Below are 18,165 nucleotides of genomic sequence, written 5' to 3'. Positions count from 1 at the left end.
ACTAGAGCCTCTGGCTGTTTTCAAGTAAACTGCTGACTCAGTGTAACTGGGTTGTGTACCGTAATTTTTTTCTTGTGGATAGAAATCATTTCTTTCTCCCGCAAATCTCCTAGTAAGCGGGTGACTGTCACCCTGGTGGAGCCAATTGCTTCAGCGATCGCTTGGTGAGAAAGCTTCAGATCGATCGTAATTCCATTGGCGCTAGGTACACCAAAATCGCGGCACAATATCAACAGAAAACTCACCAAGCGCGATCCCATATCTCGGTGAGCTAATGTCTCAATCATCATTTCTGTTTGCAAAATGCGCGAAGAAAGCCCTCGCAGCATCAACATCGATAGCTCTGGATTATCCTTGAGTGATTGCTCTACCTGATCGATCGGTGCCGAAAGCAGCTCCACTGGCGTAAATGCTACGGCGTGATAAAACCGATCCGAACGATGCCCCGTAATTAAGGACAATACCCCAAAAACGCTGTTTTCTCGCAGCAGCGCCACGGTAATTTCTTCCCCGGCTTCATACACGCGAGACAGCTTGACTGCACCTTTGAGCAAAAAGTATACACGTTCAGCCGGGTCTCCTGGGAAAAAGATCGTCTTGCCCCGCTCAAAAGTTTCCACCACTGGTGGAAACGCTCCACCTCCCAATTGACGGAATACAGCTGCTAGCGGTCTATCTTGCGTCACTACCACTTCCTTTTTCCTAAATGCTGCCCTACAGACTTCTGCAACTTACTGTCGGAGGAACTTTAACCATAGCAAAACAACTATGAGAGTTTTCTGACATTAGACACAGATAAACTGACTTCCCGGCGGTTTTTGTGCTATTTGATACATAATTTTAAAGTAGTCTCCCTTGCCACGTTCTTCAGTTCTCTCACTGCTCAGGGCAAGTAAGATTGTTACGGAAAATGTTGATATCTTGACAGGATCTGCGCCATCGGGTGTGATGCATTGTGAGTAGGGAGGCATGGCCCTTACCCGTACTGGACAGTCTCGCTCCGGGCGATCGCGATCTTGAATACTCCCCTAAATCGGATATCCTCTAATATTGCCTTCAAAATCGACATCCATGCTAGATTTAACCGGAAAAAACGCCCTTGTCACTGGCATTGCCAACAATCGATCGATCGCCTGGGGCATTGCTCAGCAACTGCACCAAGCGGGTGCGAATCTAGGAGTTACTTACCTGCCGGACGACCGAGGTCGCTTTGAAAAAAAAGTGGCAGAGTTGGTAGAACCCCTAAACCCCAGCTTGTTTTTACCCTGCGATGTCCAGAATGAGACCCAAATTCAGTCTGCATTTGACGCTATCCGCGACAAGTGGGGCAAGCTAGACATCCTGATCCATTGTCTTGCCTTTGCGAACAAGGAAGATTTATCAGGTGATTTTAGCAACACTACACGGGCTGGCTTCACTCAGGCTTTGGAAATTAGTACCTATTCGCTGGTACAACTTGCAGCGTCAGCAAAACCGCTGATGACAGAAGGCGGTAGTATTGTCACGCTGACTTATCTAGGCGGCGTTAAGGTGATTCCCAACTACAACGTTATGGGAATTGCTAAGTCTGGGTTGGAAATGAGTGTCCGTTACTTGGCATCTGAACTAGGACCGCAGAATATTCGCGTGAATGCGATCTCGGCGGGTCCCATCCGCACTCTGGCATCGTCGGCGGTGGGTGGCATTCTGGATATGATCCATCACGTTGAGGAAGTAGCACCGCTGCGACGTACTGTAACTCAGCGAGAAGTGGGAAATGCGGCTGCTTTCTTGTGTAGCGATTTGGCAAGTGGCATTACAGGTCAGGTGCTGTATGTCGATGCTGGATACGAGATTATGGGGATGTAGAAAGAATTAAAAATTAAAAATTAAAAATTAAAAAAGAAAGATTCTTCTAATTTTTAATTTTTAATTTTGCATTTTTAATTTCGGTAACGTAGGATAATAAACTTAACTTTATTTTCTTGAGTGAGCATCTGCGATGCAGGCACGCGATCGCCAATTTCCACCTTCTCAAAGCATTGAACAGCTTTTGTCTCCTCGCATGGCAAGGGTTCCGCGCAAGACGGGCGAAACGGATGTCATCGTCACCGTCAAATTAGACGGGAATGGAACTTGCAACGCCAAAACCGGCATTCCGTTTTTAGACCATATGCTGCATCAAATCGCCTCTCACAGCTTGATTGATTTGGATGTAGCCGCGACGGGAGATTTGGAAATTGATGACCACCATACCAATGAAGATGTGGGAATTACCCTAGGAATGGCGTTGCATCAAGCACTGGGCGATCGCAAAGGCATTGTCCGGTTTGGTAATTTCCTCGCCCCTCTAGATGAAGCGTTGGTTCAGGTAGCGTTAGACTTTTCCGGACGCCCCCACATAAGCTATGGCTTGCAGATTCCCACGCAGCGAGTCGGGACTTATGACACCCAGCTGGTGCGGGAATTTTTTGTGGCGGTGGTAAATCACAGCCAGATGACGTTGCACATCCGCCAACTGGATGGAATTAATTCGCACCACATTATTGAAGCGACGTTCAAAGCGTTTGCGCGATCGCTTCGCATGGCAATCGAAATCGATCCCCGCCGTGGCGCTACGATCCCCAGTTCTAAAGGCGTGTTATAGGTTTTCTCGCAGATACACACCGATAAAGGCAGCAACAGTCGGGACAATACCCACCCGACTCTCGCTTCACTCTCCTGAAGTCTCCGCTACCGCTAGTTAGACTCATCACATCTTGCACCAAGCCCTGAGAATGGAATTCTGGGGCTATTGCATTCCAAGTCCGCCGACCTTGGCTTACCGCAAATCAAGGGTTTTGTAACCTGCGTAGGCGGCAGGTGCGAGTTTGTGTAGCTGCGGTTTCAACCGCCAGGTGCAAGATGTGAGACTCTCAATTTTCCTCTATTTTTCAGAGTAGGAGGACTCATTGGAGAGGATTACGGATATAGCCATACTTATTACCAACTTTGACTTTTGATAGCCCTTGCGAAAAAGATCGAGCGCTATCAAATTGGGGCTTAATTACGAATTTGCCACTCTTATTGATATAGCCCCATTTGTCGCCATTCTTTACTGCTGCTAGGTCTTCGGAAAAGTTATAAATGTTATCAAATTGTGGGGGAATGACAACATTGCTTGCCCGATCAATATAGCCCACCTTATTGTCTATCGCTATCCCTGCCAGTCCTTGGGAAAAGTCCCCAGCCCAATCAAATTGCAGTAGAATGACAATATCTCCCGTTTTGTCAAGATAGCCCCATTTATTATTACTGGATATCACGGCTAGTCCTTCAGAAAAAAACTTAGCTTCATCAAACTCCAACGGAATGATAACGTCGCCCCGATTATCGATATAGCCCCATTTGTTGTCTTTTTTGACCGGCGCAAGTCCTAGGGCTGACGCACTGCGATCGCTAATCGAAAAAGATTCAGCTTCATCAAATTGGGGCTGAATGACGAAGTTGCCTTTCTTGTCGATATAGCCCCACTTTTTCCCGATTTCTACCGCCGCAAGCTCTAGGGCAGACGCACTGCGATCGCTAATATAAAAAGCTTTAGCTTCATCAAATTGTGGTTTAATTATAAAGTTGCCACTCTTATCGATATATCCCCACTTGTCATCTATCTTTACCGCTGCCAGCCCTTGAGAAAAAGCCTTAACTAAATCAAATTGTGATTTAATTACCAAGTTGCCACTTTTGTCGATATAGCCCCACTTGTTCTCCATTTTGACTGGCGCTAGCCCTTGGAAAAAAGACTCGGCATTATCAAATTGCGGTTTGATTGCGAAGTTGCCATTCTGATCAAGATAGCCCCATTTGCCGTCTATTTTGACCGCTGCTAGCTCTTCTGAAAATGAATCAGCCCAGCTAAATTTAAGCGGGATAGCTATTTGCGGATTATGGGCTTTCCCAGTTGCATCAGAATTTATTTGAGAAGTCCGAAAAGTTGATATTGCTTCACATCCAGAAATTGGAGCGATCGCTAATCCAAACAGGAGGCTAGCAGCCGCGACAAGCAATCTGTTGTGAGTGGCAATTTTCATAAAAATTCCCTATCTAATAGCAGCCAAAATTTGAGTAATAAATATTTATTAATGATCCTAGTATATTTTCTTCAGTCTATCGGTATAATCTCAGAGGGTTGTGGGGGAGAACGCGACAGCGAAGGTAGAGGTTAAGCAACCTGACCTGCTATGAGAAACCGCTGGATTTGAGACCCTTGATTCCCTCAGTCTGAGAGTCCAATTTTCAAGTTAGATGCTGCAAGACCCCGCGATTCGTCATCCCATTGCCATCAGTTTAGGAGCGATCGCCGGAGCATTGAGTCGTTACTATCTCACCCTCTGGTTTGCCCAACGCTTCGGCACCAGTTTTCCCTACGGCACCTTTTTTATCAACCTTACGGGTTGCTTTGGTATGGGTTTTTTTGTCACTCTGACCTTAGAACGGGTGGCGAATATTCCCCTTGATGTGCGGTTGATGGTGACGACTGGCTTTTTAGGAGCTTACACAACTTTCTCAACTTATGGCTTAGAAACATATACTCTACTGCGCGATCGCAGTTATGCCGCCGTCGGTATTTACTGGGCAGCGAGCGCCATACTCGGAATTATCAGCGTTCAGCTAGGCACGCTTCTAGCTCGGTTCGGGAGGTAGAAAAAACACCATGACTGCTAAACGCCATCCCCAGAGTCTTCAGTTCTAGATACTTGGAGACTAGACTGGTACAGGAAAAATATCAACGATTGATTAAATGGGGCGGTTGGCTCCCATTTGTGCTGCATTTACTCCTAAATCGCGCAAAAATATCCGTACCAATGCCCTTTAGACTAAAAGCAGCAACAAACTTAACACTGGATTAAGAGGGTCTACTTTGACTGACACCAATACTCCCTTCCAGACAGTCTCGCGCAGTGAACTCCGGCAGCTCGTCCGAACGCAGCTGCAAATGCTGCTTGAGGCGGAAGACCTTCAGGGGGCAAAATCGATACTTGTGCCGGTGCAACCAGCGGACATTGCAGAAGCAATTGAAGGGTTGCCAGAGGCGATGCAAGCTATCGCCTTTCGTTTGCTCTCCAAAGATGAGGCGATCGAAGTTTATGAATATCTCGACTCCAGCGTGCAGCAGGCGCTAATCGAGGAATTCCGGCGGCAGGAAGTTCTGGACATTGTTGATAAAATGTCGCCAGATGACCGGGCACGACTATTTGATGAGCTGCCCGCTACAGTTGTCCGTCGTCTGCTCGAACAGCTCAGCCCCGCCGAACGCCAAGCGACAGCGCAGTTGTTGGGTTACGAGGCGGGTACTGCTGGACGACTGATGACACCAGAGTATATCTCTTTGAAAGAAAACATGACGGTGGCGCAAACGCTGGAGCGAATTCGCAGTTTAGCCCATGCCACGGAGATTATTTATTACCTTTATATTACGGATGCCGCCCGTCACTTGACAGGCATTTTATCCTTACGCGACTTGGTAATCGCTCATCCCGATCAGAAGATTGGGGAAATTATGACCCGCGATGTGGTGTGCGTTTATACCAGCGATGACCAGGAAGAAGTGGCGCGGCTGATCGGGCGCTATGACTTTCTCGCCGTCCCGGTGGTAGACCGGGAGAAACGTTTGGTGGGCATTGTCACCGTTGATGACGTGATTGACATCATAGAACAAGAAACGACGGAGGATATTTACAAACAGGGCGGTCTCCAGTCGGGGGGCGACAATTATTTCCAAACGGATTTACTCACGGTGGCTCGCAAGCGCGTAGTCTGGTTGTTCGTTTTGCTACTGACCAATACTGTCACTGGCACGATTATCAAAGCGGAAGAGGAAATTCTTAGGCAGGTGGTGTCGCTGGCGGCGTTTATTCCCTTGCTAACTGGCACTGGCGGCAATGTAGGTTCTCAATCATCGACAGTGGTGATTAGGGGCTTGAATACCGAAGAACTTCGAGAAATGGGGCCAGTACAGGTGGTGGTGCGAGAAGCGATCGCTGGGGCACTCCTGGGAGTGATGTTAGGCACTGTGGCAACGTTATGGGCTTTCTGGCTCCTGAATGGAGATTGGGCAGTCTCGCTTGCTGTGGGGATTAGTTTGGTGGCTATCTCGATTTTGGCATCGATTGCTGGTTCCGGTCTTCCGTTCATCTTCCGCGCCGTCGGGTTAGACCCGGCTTTGATGTCAGCGCCGTTTATTACAACGGCGGTTGATGTATTGGGCGTGCTGATTTACTTTAATTTGGCGCGGCTAATTTTGAAGTTGTAGAAGTAGCGAGTAAATGGGTGTCAGCAAGATCGGCAAGTCATCAGTAGGTGAGATCAAATCCGCTTGCTGAACCAGCGCCTTCCCGTTCGCTTAGCGTGCCGGAAGCGCATAGAACTGCACCTCGCCGCTGGCAAAGAGGGTTTGGGGATGAGGTTCCAAATGATGGCTATTCAAACGGATTTGATATGCGTGGAATTAAACGTTTCGGATAACTTTTCGCTTCTACAATTCTGTTGCTGTATCTGGAGCAACAATTTCCCCTTCCATACTCATTAAGGCGTCTTGATCGGTAATCAAATCACTCAACTCATGAAAAGTGACGCCCATATCGTCACAAGCTTTCTTCAGTTCTCGCTTAAAGGTGCCTAAATCCTCACCATAGCCAGACAGATGAGCCGCAGTTTCAACTCCCTGTTTTGCATTTGCTTTAGCACAATCAACCAGCTCTAAACCTTTGAGAGGTGTGGGTGAGGTCATAAGTAGTTTTGTTTCTTTAGTTGTATTATTTGCAGCATACTGAGATTTGCTCCAGAGACTAATCCTTCTGGAGTTAGAAAATCGAGGGAATTCAAATGCTTTTAGCGATGGTGCCAATATTTACAGACAGCATGGGCGAGGGTGACGACGCCGATAATAATGGCAGATTCATCCACCTCAAATTGGGGATGGTGCAGCGGGTAGTTTTTTCTGTCCGGGTATCCCACGCCCAGCCGGAACATCGTACCAGGAGCGTGTTCCAAGTACATCGAAAAGTCTTCCGCACCGAGAGAGGGTTCCAGCAAAATTTGGACGCGATCGCTTCCCCACGCTTCTTTGGCAGCTGTTTCCACCAGCTGAGTCAGCGCTGAGTCATTTTGCACAGAAGGGACTCCCCGGCGATAGTTGACTTCGCAGCCAGCACCGTAAGTTTTACAGATATTGCAGACAATCTGCTCGATCCACTGGGGTAAGCTGGCATAAGTTTCCGGATGCAGCGATCGCACAGTTCCCAATAATCGCACATGATCGGCAATCACATTTGGGGCGCGTCCACCCTCGATTTTACCAATCGTTAGCACGACCGGACGCAACGGGTTCTGTGTCCGGCTAATCGCTTGCTGAAGAGAGGCGATCGCTTGCGCCGCAATCCAAATTGCATCAACTGCCTCATGAGGACGCGCCCCGTGCCCAGATTCGCCTGTAATAATAATTTCCAGATCGTCTGCGGCTGCTGTCAAAGCACCGTAACGAATTCCCACCGATCCCGCCGGAATAGAAGGGAAAACGTGAACGCTCATAATCGCGCTGACATTATCCATCACCCCATCTGCAACCATCCACCCAGCTCCTTGGGCTATTTCCTCGGCTGGCTGGAACAGAAAGCGCACATTTCCCGGCAAGGTTTCTCCTAGCTGGGATAGTACCATCGCCGTGCCTAAACCCACTGTGGTGTGGACATCGTGACCGCAGGCGTGCATAATTCCCGGAAGACGCGAGGCATAATCTAAACTGGTGCGTTCTGCAATGGGCAAAGCATCCATATCAGTACGAATTGCCAGCAGTCGCTCATCGATGCCTTGTCCTTTTAATTCTCCAACTACGCCAGTTTTACCCACTGCTTCTTGCGCGTGAAGCCCACAGGAAGACAGTACGCCAGCAACATAGGCAGCAGTTTGGTATTCTTGACCGCTTAGTTCTGGGTGAGCGTGGATATGTCGTCGGATTTCAATCAGGCGAGGCGCTAGTTTTTCAGCAATGTCTTTAATACGGTTCAGCATAAAGTTATGTTAACTCGCACTACAGCCTTAGTTCACCCCCTTTTTATTTTTCTGGGATGTTGCCGAACAGAAGCGATCGCTATCAAGAAGACACAAACCTATAACATTAGCTGTAACCAATAGATTTGTCTTAAGAAACCCATTTTTTTAGAAAACCCGGCTTTCTTTCTAGATATTCGGTTTATTTACGCTAACTTAATTAGTGCATATAAATCTAACGCAAAATAAATTTAAAAATTACTTGGTTTTTATCCCTAATAACCCTGGGATCTGATTGACTGACAAAACTTTAATCGCCGGAAGCGATCGCGCAAATTAAGAGAATCTCCAATAGCTTAATTTAAACTAAAGAATCTGGATCTAACCCCATAGCACGAAGTTGTTCCGCCAAACGTTGGGCGCGTTGTTCGGCAACTTGTGCTTGTTGTTCGGCAACTTGGGCGCGTTCTTCTGGTGTTAAGAATCTTTGCCCAAGATCATCGTACCAGTACAACCACTCCCGCGTTATTCCTTGATAAATTCCCCGTTCTGCGCCAATCGCCAATCCAATTTCTGGTAGCCAAACCGGATTTCCTGGCTGCAACACATATTCACCATCAACCAAGCGATGCACTTCCAAATGCGGCTTTCTGCGACGACGGGAAGAATAAATTACGTAGTACAACACCCCTAAATTCGCATAATCTAGCTTTTTTTGGCTGTATTCTTTCCGATAAGTTTGGGAGACAACCTCCAACACCATAGCGGGGACGCATTCTTCTTCCCAAATCGCATAACTTAAGCGCAGTTCTTCGTCAAAAAACCGCTCGACTCCTAAGCTAAGAAATCCATCTGGTACGATGGCTGGTTTGTCAGGATCGTAGTAAATCCCCATGTCAACGCCAAAGAACCAATCCATGCGATTTGGCCAAGCCATAGCTAGTATAGCTTTCAGCAAACCGGGAATTAAATCTTGCAGTTCATTATCCACAGGTGTTTCGTCAGAGTCGAGTAGTTCTTCGGAAGAAGGAAAATATTTTGGTGACTTGTACTCTAACATGACAGATTTCCCCTGGACTACTAACTCTATGATACGTAGGTGGAGATAAATATTATAATTTGTAGGTAGAGTTGAGTGGTAGCGAAACCCAACTTTTCGGTTTGGGTGAGAGGCAACAACCCTACCTACACAGATTTTTAATCGCAGACTGCAAAAGTCTTTTGTTTGCCATCTACTAAGTATAAAGCCTCAGAACAGTAAGCGAGAGAATCTACATCTAATTGTTTGGGTGGTTCATCGGTCTTACTAACTTTCCACAATTCAATCGCTGGTGTATTGATATAGGTTTTTTCTTCTGGCGATTCCGACTTCAAAGGACTATATTTGCGGTTAGCTAAACCTTTTTCTCCTGCGGGTTTGAAGTCCATTGAAGTGTAAATTACACCGGCTTCTGGCTTCGTGGTGCGCTTGTAATCTTTCACGAGCGATCGCGCAAACTTTTCATTGCCTTGATTCAGCGCGACTTGAAACCGGAAGTCAGCCGTTTCTTCAGCCACTAACAACATGGCATAGTCTTTCAAACCATCTTGATTAAAATCAGCCGAGAAGATGCTGCAAGTAAACTTCTTGTTCGGAGTTTCACTAGACTTAAAGTTGCGAATTGACGGCACAAAATCGGATTCATTGGCGAGGCGGTGTTCGCCTAACGTGGCTTTTACAGGTGGCGGGACTTCGCCTTGACACTGCAAATCTGGTAACTCAGCCACTGTTGATGGAGTTGGGGAATTTGTCGCTGTGGATTGGTTGGAATTCGTTGTAGAAGTACAAGCACCCAACATCAGAACCATTGCCAATAGGGAAAGTTTTTTTATCATCAGTTACTAATTAAATCTGTCTGCTGAAGTAGTGCTTCCAAGGCGCGATCGCGAATTCCGGGGATTTAGGAGGCGACACGCCGTTAACGCCAACCCAACCAACGCAGAAAAGGCACAACCAAGTAGTAACTCACGCCCAGCCAGAAGGCAATGGTGACACCCAAGAGACTGAAAAAACCAAGGCAGTATAAGAAAATCTGCCCGCTAGGTTGAGAAAAAGAGAACAGATGCAACAAAAAATCGGGAGGCAAAGCCAATGCTGCCAGACTGACAAAAAAGCCCGCCGTGCCAGCTGCGGCAACAACGGCGTGAACCAGTTGATGACTCGGCAAACCAAGACCGAGGGTGAGAGGACCAACTGCAACTGCCAGAAATCCCAGCAAAGGCAGCAGCGATGCCTGAGGCGTTGCTGCTTGCCAAACCAACCACCCCAGCCCATAGCCGAAAACGCCCATCAATCCAGCTACCAAACGACGCTTGCGCTGACCAAAACCTCCTGCCTCAGTCAAACCCCAAGCTGTTCCCCACCCAGCGGCGGCAAACAGAAGAATTTGCGCCCCCACTGGCGTTTGGATACTGGAATTAATCTGGGGCAGAACGTGGAAGAAAAAAGCGTTAACGCGATCGCCCAGTGGGGAAAAATAAGCTAACAAAAATCCAGTTATGGTAAATACGCTGGCACCAATTCCGCCGACAAGCATCTCCCAAAGCGTATCCAGGCTAGCTGTCACAACTTTAGCGATCGCTCGAACAACGAAAAGAGTCGTTTGACCGACTAGCGTCACAATAGATGCGATCGCTACCCACAACAGCTTCAGACTATTGAGAGCGATGGTAGCGATCGCATCCGAGAAAGACTGCGGAATCTGACTGGTTCTCGTCTTCATTGAAGAATCCCCACCCAGACGCCGCTGAATTTCCACAGCCGTTGCCGGTCGCTGGCGCACATCAGCCTGCACCATATCATCCAGCAAATCGGCGAAGGCGGGACTCACTGGGACGCAATGACGCCACCGTAACTCTCCGGTCGCTGGATCTTCCAACTCCGGGGGATATCGACCCGTGAGCAAGTGAATCATCGTTTGACCCAACGCATAGAAATCTGCCGCCGGTCCCACAGCACCACCAGAAATCTGCTCTGGCGGACTGTATCCGGGAGAAATCAACCGCGTTGAACTTGCCTCTTGACCCACTTGGACAGTGCCTATCTGTTTCGCCCCGCCAAAATCAATCGCCACCAGTTGCCCGGTTTCTTGGCGCAGCATCAAGTTGGAGGGTTTAATATCTCGGTGAATAATCTGCCGCCGGTGCAACTCTTGTAAAATATCGAGCGCTTGCTCCAGCCAATTCGTCACCAGCGACTCCGGACACCCTTGAGGATAGTGGCGATCTAGGATATCCTGCAATGTCTGACCGTTGATTTTTTCCATTACCAGACAAGGCAGACGCCGGTAAGAGGGATGACCCAAATTCACCACGAAATAGCTATCAGGCTCGACGCTAGGGACACCCGGATGATCCAGACTTGCTAAAACAGATGCTTCTTGCTCAAACAGTTCCTGCGCCTTCGATGAAGATTCCAGCAATACCTTCAGCACCCGGTCTGTTGCCAACTGCAAATCCCAGACTGTATAAATGGCAGCGAACCCCCCAGATCCTAGAGTCTGTAGAGGAATATAGCGATTGTTCAGCTGTAGCGGTGCCCCACAACAGTTGCAAAATTTGTTTCCCCAAGGTTGGGGATAGGGACGCGAACAATCGGGATTAATGCAGTAGGCAGCACTGGTCACAGACTAGAGTCAGATGAAAACACAAGCTCCCTCGATTCTACCCGACGCCTCAGACTAACCGGAAAACCCGCAAGGATAATCTTCACCACCGATAAGTAAATACGATACTATCCAGCCCTTGAGGAACTTTATCTTTGTTGTACAACTGACTGAGTGCTTGATAGGGGCATGGTGATGGTTAAAACGATATCCATTTGGGCGGTATCGGGTGCAATCTAACAATTTAAAGGGTTTAGATCCAAACAAAGCCGGAGAAGCGACTCTCCGGCTTTGTTCTCACTTGTCACGCTCCTTTAATCTATTACCAAAGACTATTTGGGAGAGAGATTGCTAACTGCCTGCCGTTGAATCCATGTCGAATGCAAGTCCTCCTCTACAAAAGCCTTTTTTCCAGTATTTAAATCTTCAGCTATAAGCACTTTGATGGTTGGTAAATAAACCCCATCAACCATTTCATGTCCGTAACCAACTACTTTGCCAGTATGCCCAGTTTTTTGATTAAGAACATCATCCCCTATAGCAAACATGATTGCCATCCTTTTTCTGTGATTCTTTTACTAATTTAATCCATGTTTTTAACTCTTGCTTCTATCAAAAGGAAGGATTAATTATATAAAAAAACATCTAAGTATTAAGCTATTTCGTGCTTTTAAATACAATATATCGTAGTTTTTTTATATTTTTCAACCAAGCTCAATTTTTTGTAGATAAAGTTAAAATTGGAGTATCTGTTACCAATTTTACAATTTGCCGATAATCTAACAAATTGATATTCTCAGTTAACTTACTTTCCCCATGTTACTCCTATGTTGGGGTCTACAGCAAGCACAGACAGCAGAATTACATAAAAATCTCTAATGTAAAATATATACAATATTTATAACCGAAAATACAGTTATAAATCAACAACCTATAATTGTAGACTAAAAAAAATAAATTCATTTAACTAGCAATAGCTATAACCAGAAACGGCGAACCAGTAATAAAAGAGGCAATTAACCTCCAGATAGAAAAGCCTCAATATCTTGCCAATCAAGGGAAACTCTTATTTAGTCAATTAAAAAAATAAAGGCAATTAGCAATCAGATAAAAACTAAAGTCTATTAGAAACTCGACATTATCAGTTCCTTCGGGAAAGTTGTTTTTGTGGCAATTGCAAGTTTTGAGGGGACTTGAACTAAGAATCGACATCAGGAGCAATTCCAAAAAGGGAGGAATAGTTGAAGTGCGCGAACTGGCTTTTTGGAGCGCTTCGCGATCGCCTACTCCATTGTTGTACCGCTTATGAGATACTAAGCAAAAATTATATAATTCATCTGTCTTTAGTAAGAACTTAAAGATTTCACAGCAATGTTGGCATTGCATCGTCAAGCCTTCTACATAGATGACCAGTACTAAAAATTAGCCAGGAAGGAGATTGAGGGTTAGGTTTGCCTGATCGGGGAAAGTATTGAGGCTTTAAGGAACCAAAAAAAAGCAAAAGAGTATAAAAAATAAAACACTGCAAATTTGAAGCTTCGCTAAATCAGTCAATTCGTCGATCGCTTCAGTATTTTTGGGGTCAACTTTGGTATTTATAGTTTCATGTAACTTACCAGGCTGTTGAGTCTAACCCGTGTAATTACCGGGAAATTTGTGACTCTTAGCCTAAATCTAGTGATTCTTCTGAGGAAATTAGTAGCCAACTTGTGGAGTAATAAGGGAAGAACAACAACAGCCTAGAGCTGAGAAGGCTAAACAATGACGACCTACATTACTTTTGAAACCGCGCTACGGATGCTTGAAAACGCCTATTTAGCTTCAGTTATCTTGCTCCTTGCGGCTTCTTACCTGGGTTTGGTAGCGATCGACAAGATTGAAAAAGCTAGCGACAACATCCCGTCACGGTAACTCGGTTCTCATTGAGCAGTTCTGGCTGAGAGTTCTGGCTGAAATAGTTTGACTGTTAAAAGTACGCATCTAGCACTCGCGTCACACTCAACCAAGCTGCGAATTGAAGTTGACAGACTTCCGGAATCATCAGCATCAATCGTGTAGGACAAGCAAATACCTGCTATCCCTCTCAGGAGTAGACTGCGATGAGTTTGTTCGACAAAGTATTCAATACTCAGAACAGTACTCAGAACAGTACTCAGAACAAAGTTCAAGCGGTGCAGATTGTGCAAGTAATCTTAATTAAAAACCGAGGTTAGACTTATCCCCTGACGCTTTCGGATTGAATCTCGATAAATATTCTTCAGTAGAGACCAAAATGACCCCTGTTTAGGGGTTTTTTTTACCCCTGCTTACGATTCCCGGTATGCGCTCAGCACTCGCATTGCTCAGAAATTTCTCAGATTTCTACTTTTTGTCGAAGTTTTGTAAAGCTATCTTCGTACCGCCTCTATCTATTCTTGCGATCGCTGCTGTTGCGATCGCGCAGTCATTCTCAGGTTTCGCTTATGTTTTCTAAATTAATTTACTTTTTCATCCTCCTGGGGATATATTTTACTCCTTCTTTAGGTATACTTGGCAGAACCGCAAACACACTTAGGAAGGAAACCTAAATGTCAGGAATGAACTCCTTAGAGTTAGAACAAGAAATTGCCAAGATGGCTAGAGCGATGATGACCCACAATAGCCAGATTGGGAAAGACCTGATAGCTAATTTGAGAAGTCAGATGACCCTTGAAGAGATCGCTGGTATGATGCTGGTGAGTATCGAACGTTTAATGTGGTTTAACACCGATTCAGTGTTCTGGACGATAGAGAATCTTATTCCTGCCGATGTGATGCAAGAAATTCGCACCATCACTTCAGTAGCTGTTGGTAAGCGTTTGATTTGCAAAGGATTTATGCCAGGAAAAGACTTTAGTGTCGATGCGGCTGGCAAACTGCTACTCAACGACAAAGCTAAAACAGCGATATTACCTCTGGCGACTCTGACTCCTTTGAAAAGCTGAAGATGCTGCCAGACGATTGGCTGGACACAACGCTAGACAGACGAGCGAAACGTTCTGAAGCATTGTGCTACAAGTCCGATCCTGAATGGTAAACATCTTCATATCTAGTGAGTCACAGGATTTACGGTGATAAGAATCACTAATGAGTCAGATGGGTATCACACCCCCTAAACAGATTCGATCACTGAGGGGTATAAGTAAATGCAAGATACTCAAGTTAGAGGATTCTGTGACTTACGATGCCAGACAAAGCCCTCATCACCAAACCGATTAATCAACCCACAGAAATCTTAAGTCAGTTGCACAGTGGACAGCTCCTCCGGGTCAATGGTTGTCGCGGCAGTGCCTTAATTATCTGTCATCGCCACCATGCAGAATTGGCAGGTCCTGGTGCAGGTATTGGCAGTTTGTTTGATATTAATTGTAGTCGGGTGATTCCCATTGGCAACCCGTCAGTGGTTTGCCCTGAGTCTCGCTCCGAGCGACAAAAAGCTTATGAAATTCGGCAACAATGGATTCGCTTTACTCAAAAAGCAATGGAATATTGCGTGCCCTTGCAGCGTGCCCGTGTCATTTTAGTTTTATTTGAAAAATACTTTGGTTTGGAAGCGACTGCCCAGATGCCGGATGAGATTCTGGCTCAATTGGTGGGAGTTTTGCCAAAAACAATCCAAATGGCGCGTCGAGCGACTAACAAGCCCTGTGAGAGTCCCCCAAAGCAATCTACAGCACAGGTGTTAAGCCTAACAGAAGGATGAGGGATGAGAGAATTCATTTATTCGTCTTCTTGTATCCTTCTGTAACCCGCTTTTAGTAAGGATGAAGTAGGAAAACAGAAGTACGAACGAACCATTCCTTCATCCTTCATCCTTCGCCAGGAGGCTGGTGATTAGATCAGCTTGATGGCGCGGAGACCGAAATACAGCCCCACAGCAACAGCAAAAGCACCACCCAAAAGTAAGAAGTAAGCGATCGCTCCAGAGATTTCCATGTTTCCGATAGAACGCAATATCCACCATTGAAACATCAAGTGGAGTAGAATACAGCCCACGGGCGCTTGTTGGTTGATGGGTTTGGCTTATGGAATCGGTGATTTGGGTTAATTTACCGCAGCAGGCTTACGAAATTGCGATCGCCGGATCGGGTCTAGCGCAACTAGGCGCTGGGATGACAAATTTGAATCTGGGGAAGAAAGTTCTCGTTGTTTCTAACCCGACAATTTTTCGGCACTATGGTCAAGAAGCGATCGCATCTCTCAAATCAGCTGGTTTTGACGTTACCTCTCTAACTCTCCCCGCTGGCGAACGCTACAAAACCCTCAACTCCGTCCAAAAAATCTACAACGCGGCTCTGGAAAACCGCCTAGAACGCTCTTCAACGCTTGTCGCGGTAGGCGGTGGCGTAATTGGTGATATGACTGGCTTTGCTGCCGCTACCTGGCTGCGGGGGATTAACTTCGTACAAGTTCCGACAACACTCTTATCAATGGTTGATGCTGCCATTGGCGGCAAAACCGGCGTTAATCATCCCCAAGGAAAAAATTTAATTGGTGCCTTCCATCAGCCGCGACTGGTTTTAATTGACCCAGAGGTGCTGAAAACCTTGCCGATGCGAGAGTTTCGGGCGGGAATGGCAGAGGTGATTAAGTACGGTATCATCTGGGATGCTGAGTTGTTTGAGCAGATGGAGCGATCGCCACATCTCGACTCACTCCGTCTAGACTCTAGTTTATTGCAACAAATCCTGACTCGCTCTTGCCAAGCTAAAGCCGATGTGGTAGGCAAAGATGAAAAAGAAGCCGGACTTCGCGCCATTCTCAACTACGGTCACACCATCGGTCATGCTGTAGAAAGCTTAACCGGATACCGCGTCGTCAATCACGGGGAAGCGGTGGCAATTGGCATGGTCGCGGCGGGTCAGATTGCGGTTAACCTTCAGATGTGGGACAAAACAGACGCCCAACGTCAAGATGCGCTAATTCAAAAAGCTGGATTACCCACCCAGCTACCAGCAGGACTAGACATCGAAGCAATTATTGATACGCTGCAAACCGATAAAAAAGTGAAAGCGGGAAAGGTAAGGTTTGTCCTCCCCACGCAGATTGGGGCAGTAACTGTGACCGATCAAGTGCCGTCAGATGTAATACGTACCGTTCTGCGGCAAATGTCTACTTGCTCTTAATTAATTGTAGGGAGCGAAAAGCTGGACTTAGCCATCGGTTTTCAGGCAACGTTTCTGTTTTTCAGGACTTTTCTATGACTCACTTTGGTCTTATCTGTCCTACATCAACTGGTCATCTCAACCCGATGACTACTTTAGGACACGAATTGCTTTCTCGCGGTCATCGCGTCACCCTGTTCGGGGTTCCCGATGCCCAACCTAAAGCATTGGCGGCAGGATTAGACTTCTGGGCGATCGCAGAGTTAGACTTTCCTAAAGGCGCAACCTCACAAGCGTTGGCACAGCTAGGGAAACTGAGCGGTTTGGCTGCCTTGCGGTATACAGTCAATTTGGTAACACAGTCGGCTGCTATGCTACTTCGAGATGCTCCAGCCGCCATCAAACAAGCAGGTGTAGAGGCACTGCTAGTAGACTAGGTTTCACCAGGGGGAGGGACTGTTGCCGAATACCTAGACATTCCCTTCATTAGCGTAGGCAGTGCTTTGCTGCTGAATCAAGAAGATCGCGTTCCTCCCTTTTTTACAACCTGGAGCTATAACCCTGCTTGGTGGGCGCATCTGCGGAACCAAGCTGGTTACGCTTTGTTCAATCGCATCGGGCAACCAATCCGGGAGGTGGTGAGCGAATATCGCCAAAAGTGGAAGTTGCCGCCCCATTCTCACCCCAACGATCAATATTCTCAACTCGCTCAGTTAAGTCAACAACCTGCTGAATTTGAATTTCCAAGGCAGCATTTACCCCCCTACTTCCATTTCACCGGGCCATACCATAACCCAGCTAGTCGGGAACCTGTTGCTTTCCCGTTTGAGAAATTGACCAGGCAATCCCTGATATACGCCTCTATGGGGACTATACAAAATCGCCTGCTGGACATTTTCCAGAATATTGCAGAAGCTTGTAATGGATTGGATGCCCAGTTGGTGCTTTCTCTGGGTGGTTCAACTATCCCAGAATCGCTGCCAGAACTGCCCGGAAAGCCTCTAGTTGTCGGATATGCGCCCCAACTAGAATTACTCCAAAAAGCTACTCTTACTATCACCCACGCAGGATTGAATACCACTTTGGAATCTTTAAGTAACGGGGTGCCGATGGTGGCAATTCCGATTACTAACGACCAGCCGGGAGTAGCAGCGCGTATCGCTTGGACGGGTGCCGGGGAGGTGGTGCCGTTGTCTCGCTTGAGCGTCCCCAAGCTCCGAACTGCTGTACAGCAGGTGCTGACTCAGGATTCCTACAAGCAGAATGCCTCCAGGCTACAAGAAGCGATTCGACGAGCCGGTGGAGTTAGTCGCGCCGCCGATATTATCGAACAGGTTATATCTACAGGAAAGCCTGTATTGGCTTGTGTTAAATAAACCTTATTAGAGCTG

The 18,165-nt window shown here is 46.7% G+C and carries 18 protein-coding genes and 1 pseudogene; 9 read left to right on the top strand and 10 right to left on the bottom strand.

Annotated features, from left to right (window positions below):
• Positions 1-20 precede the first annotated feature (20 nt).
• Entirely contained in the window at positions 21-692 is a 672-nt protein-coding gene (gene ntcA / locus ACFW2W_RS07295; protein ID WP_378175352.1) for a global nitrogen regulator NtcA, read from the bottom strand.
• 93 nt (positions 693-785) lie between these two features.
• Positions 786-971, bottom strand: coding sequence for a hypothetical protein (locus ACFW2W_RS07290; RefSeq protein ID WP_378175349.1), 186 nt, complete (start codon positions 969-971; stop codon positions 786-788).
• Positions 972-1,071: 100 nt separating this feature from the next.
• Between ACFW2W_RS07290 and fabI the strand changes: the two genes are divergently transcribed.
• The gene (gene fabI / locus ACFW2W_RS07285) at positions 1,072-1,848 is read left to right on the top strand and encodes an enoyl-ACP reductase FabI (protein WP_378175346.1); all 777 of its coding nucleotides are present in this window, start codon (positions 1,072-1,074) and stop codon (positions 1,846-1,848) included.
• A 133-nt stretch (positions 1,849-1,981) separates the two neighbouring features.
• Positions 1,982-2,626 carry an imidazoleglycerol-phosphate dehydratase HisB gene (gene hisB, locus ACFW2W_RS07280; protein ID WP_378175343.1) on the top strand — a complete coding sequence of 215 codons (645 nt, stop codon included), beginning with the start codon at positions 1,982-1,984 and terminating at the stop codon, positions 2,624-2,626.
• A 301-nt stretch (positions 2,627-2,927) separates the two neighbouring features.
• On the opposite strand, the gene ACFW2W_RS07275 is transcribed toward hisB, so the two are convergent.
• A complete protein-coding gene (locus tag ACFW2W_RS07275) occupies positions 2,928-4,049 on the bottom strand; it encodes a WG repeat-containing protein (protein WP_378175340.1) in 1,122 nt (373 codons plus the stop codon).
• A 214-nt stretch (positions 4,050-4,263) separates the two neighbouring features.
• Here ACFW2W_RS07275 and crcB point away from each other — a divergent pair, with 214 nt between their 5' ends.
• Both crcB and mgtE read left to right on the top strand, forming a co-directional pair.
• Complete coding sequence (gene crcB, locus ACFW2W_RS07270; RefSeq protein ID WP_378175337.1) at positions 4,264-4,662, top strand: fluoride efflux transporter CrcB; 399 nt, start codon at positions 4,264-4,266, stop codon at positions 4,660-4,662.
• A gap of 217 nt (positions 4,663-4,879) precedes the next feature.
• On the top strand, positions 4,880-6,271 hold the full coding sequence (mgtE, locus tag ACFW2W_RS07265; protein ID WP_378175334.1) for a magnesium transporter: 1,392 nt from the start codon (positions 4,880-4,882) through the stop codon (positions 6,269-6,271).
• Positions 6,272-6,493: 222 nt separating this feature from the next.
• Here mgtE and ACFW2W_RS07260 read toward each other — a convergent pair whose 3' ends face one another.
• The 6 genes from ACFW2W_RS07260 to ACFW2W_RS07235 all read right to left on the bottom strand — a co-directional run bounded on the left by ACFW2W_RS07260 (position 6,494) and on the right by ACFW2W_RS07235 (position 12,208).
• The gene (locus ACFW2W_RS07260; RefSeq protein WP_378175330.1) at positions 6,494-6,748 is read right to left on the bottom strand and encodes a hypothetical protein; all 255 of its coding nucleotides are present in this window, start codon (positions 6,746-6,748) and stop codon (positions 6,494-6,496) included.
• Between the two features lie 101 nt (positions 6,749-6,849).
• Positions 6,850-8,028 (bottom strand): M20 family metallopeptidase, encoded by a 1,179-nt coding sequence (locus tag ACFW2W_RS07255; protein ID WP_378175327.1) that lies wholly within the window; start codon positions 8,026-8,028, stop codon positions 6,850-6,852.
• A 340-nt stretch (positions 8,029-8,368) separates the two neighbouring features.
• On the bottom strand, positions 8,369-9,067 hold the full coding sequence (locus tag ACFW2W_RS07250; RefSeq protein WP_378175324.1) for a Uma2 family endonuclease: 699 nt from the start codon (positions 9,065-9,067) through the stop codon (positions 8,369-8,371).
• Positions 9,068-9,204: 137 nt separating this feature from the next.
• Entirely contained in the window at positions 9,205-9,882 is a 678-nt protein-coding gene (locus ACFW2W_RS07245; protein WP_378175321.1) for a hypothetical protein, read from the bottom strand.
• 83 nt (positions 9,883-9,965) lie between these two features.
• Entirely contained in the window at positions 9,966-11,672 is a 1,707-nt protein-coding gene (locus ACFW2W_RS07240) for a serine/threonine protein kinase (protein WP_378175318.1), read from the bottom strand.
• Between the two features lie 311 nt (positions 11,673-11,983).
• A complete protein-coding gene (locus tag ACFW2W_RS07235; protein ID WP_378175316.1) occupies positions 11,984-12,208 on the bottom strand; it encodes a hypothetical protein in 225 nt (74 codons plus the stop codon).
• Between the two features lie 1,204 nt (positions 12,209-13,412).
• Here ACFW2W_RS07235 and ACFW2W_RS07230 point away from each other — a divergent pair.
• The 3 genes from ACFW2W_RS07230 (at position 13,413) to ACFW2W_RS07220 (ending at position 15,372) form a co-directional block, all read left to right on the top strand.
• A complete protein-coding gene (locus tag ACFW2W_RS07230; protein ID WP_378175313.1) occupies positions 13,413-13,562 on the top strand; it encodes a hypothetical protein in 150 nt (49 codons plus the stop codon).
• Between the two features lie 656 nt (positions 13,563-14,218).
• On the top strand, positions 14,219-14,614 hold the full coding sequence (locus ACFW2W_RS07225) for a hypothetical protein (protein ID WP_378175310.1): 396 nt from the start codon (positions 14,219-14,221) through the stop codon (positions 14,612-14,614).
• 239 nt (positions 14,615-14,853) lie between these two features.
• A complete protein-coding gene (locus tag ACFW2W_RS07220; protein WP_378175307.1) occupies positions 14,854-15,372 on the top strand; it encodes a hypothetical protein in 519 nt (172 codons plus the stop codon).
• Positions 15,373-15,503: 131 nt separating this feature from the next.
• On the opposite strand, the gene ACFW2W_RS07215 is transcribed toward ACFW2W_RS07220, so the two are convergent.
• Complete coding sequence (locus ACFW2W_RS07215) at positions 15,504-15,599, bottom strand: cytochrome b6-f complex subunit PetL (RefSeq protein WP_190411348.1); 96 nt, start codon at positions 15,597-15,599, stop codon at positions 15,504-15,506.
• Positions 15,600-15,694: 95 nt separating this feature from the next.
• Here ACFW2W_RS07215 and aroB point away from each other — a divergent pair, with 95 nt between their 5' ends.
• A complete protein-coding gene (aroB, locus tag ACFW2W_RS07210; protein WP_378175304.1) occupies positions 15,695-16,795 on the top strand; it encodes a 3-dehydroquinate synthase in 1,101 nt (366 codons plus the stop codon).
• Between the two features lie 74 nt (positions 16,796-16,869).
• A pseudogene (locus ACFW2W_RS07205) lies at positions 16,870-18,150 on the top strand (glycosyltransferase).
• Positions 18,151-18,165: the final 15 nt, after the last annotated feature.

The sequence above is a fragment of the Coleofasciculus sp. H7-2 genome, assembly GCF_042747725.1.
Taxonomy (GTDB): domain Bacteria; phylum Cyanobacteriota; class Cyanobacteriia; order Cyanobacteriales; family FACHB-T130; genus FACHB-T130.
Note: the sequence above shows the minus strand (reverse complement) of the source record. Positions and strands in the feature narration are given on the sequence as shown.

Coding starts and splice junctions, on each gene's coding strand:
- ACFW2W_RS07290 (WP_378175349.1), bottom strand. CDS start 971: ATGCCTCCCTACTCACAATGCATCACACCCGATGGCGCAGATCCTGTC.
- fabI (WP_378175346.1), top strand. CDS start 1,072: ATGCTAGATTTAACCGGAAAAAACGCCCTTGTCACTGGCATTGCCAAC.
- hisB (WP_378175343.1), top strand. CDS start 1,982: ATGCAGGCACGCGATCGCCAATTTCCACCTTCTCAAAGCATTGAACAG.
- ACFW2W_RS07275 (WP_378175340.1), bottom strand. CDS start 4,049: ATGAAAATTGCCACTCACAACAGATTGCTTGTCGCGGCTGCTAGCCTC.
- crcB (WP_378175337.1), top strand. CDS start 4,264: ATGCTGCAAGACCCCGCGATTCGTCATCCCATTGCCATCAGTTTAGGA.
- ACFW2W_RS07260 (WP_378175330.1), bottom strand. CDS start 6,748: ATGACCTCACCCACACCTCTCAAAGGTTTAGAGCTGGTTGATTGTGCT.
- ACFW2W_RS07255 (WP_378175327.1), bottom strand. CDS start 8,028: ATGCTGAACCGTATTAAAGACATTGCTGAAAAACTAGCGCCTCGCCTG.
- ACFW2W_RS07250 (WP_378175324.1), bottom strand. CDS start 9,067: ATGTTAGAGTACAAGTCACCAAAATATTTTCCTTCTTCCGAAGAACTA.
- ACFW2W_RS07245 (WP_378175321.1), bottom strand. CDS start 9,882: ATGATAAAAAAACTTTCCCTATTGGCAATGGTTCTGATGTTGGGTGCT.
- ACFW2W_RS07235 (WP_378175316.1), bottom strand. CDS start 12,208: ATGGCAATCATGTTTGCTATAGGGGATGATGTTCTTAATCAAAAAACT.
- ACFW2W_RS07230 (WP_378175313.1), top strand. CDS start 13,413: ATGACGACCTACATTACTTTTGAAACCGCGCTACGGATGCTTGAAAAC.
- ACFW2W_RS07225 (WP_378175310.1), top strand. CDS start 14,219: ATGTCAGGAATGAACTCCTTAGAGTTAGAACAAGAAATTGCCAAGATG.
- ACFW2W_RS07220 (WP_378175307.1), top strand. CDS start 14,854: ATGCCAGACAAAGCCCTCATCACCAAACCGATTAATCAACCCACAGAA.
- aroB (WP_378175304.1), top strand. CDS start 15,695: ATGGAATCGGTGATTTGGGTTAATTTACCGCAGCAGGCTTACGAAATT.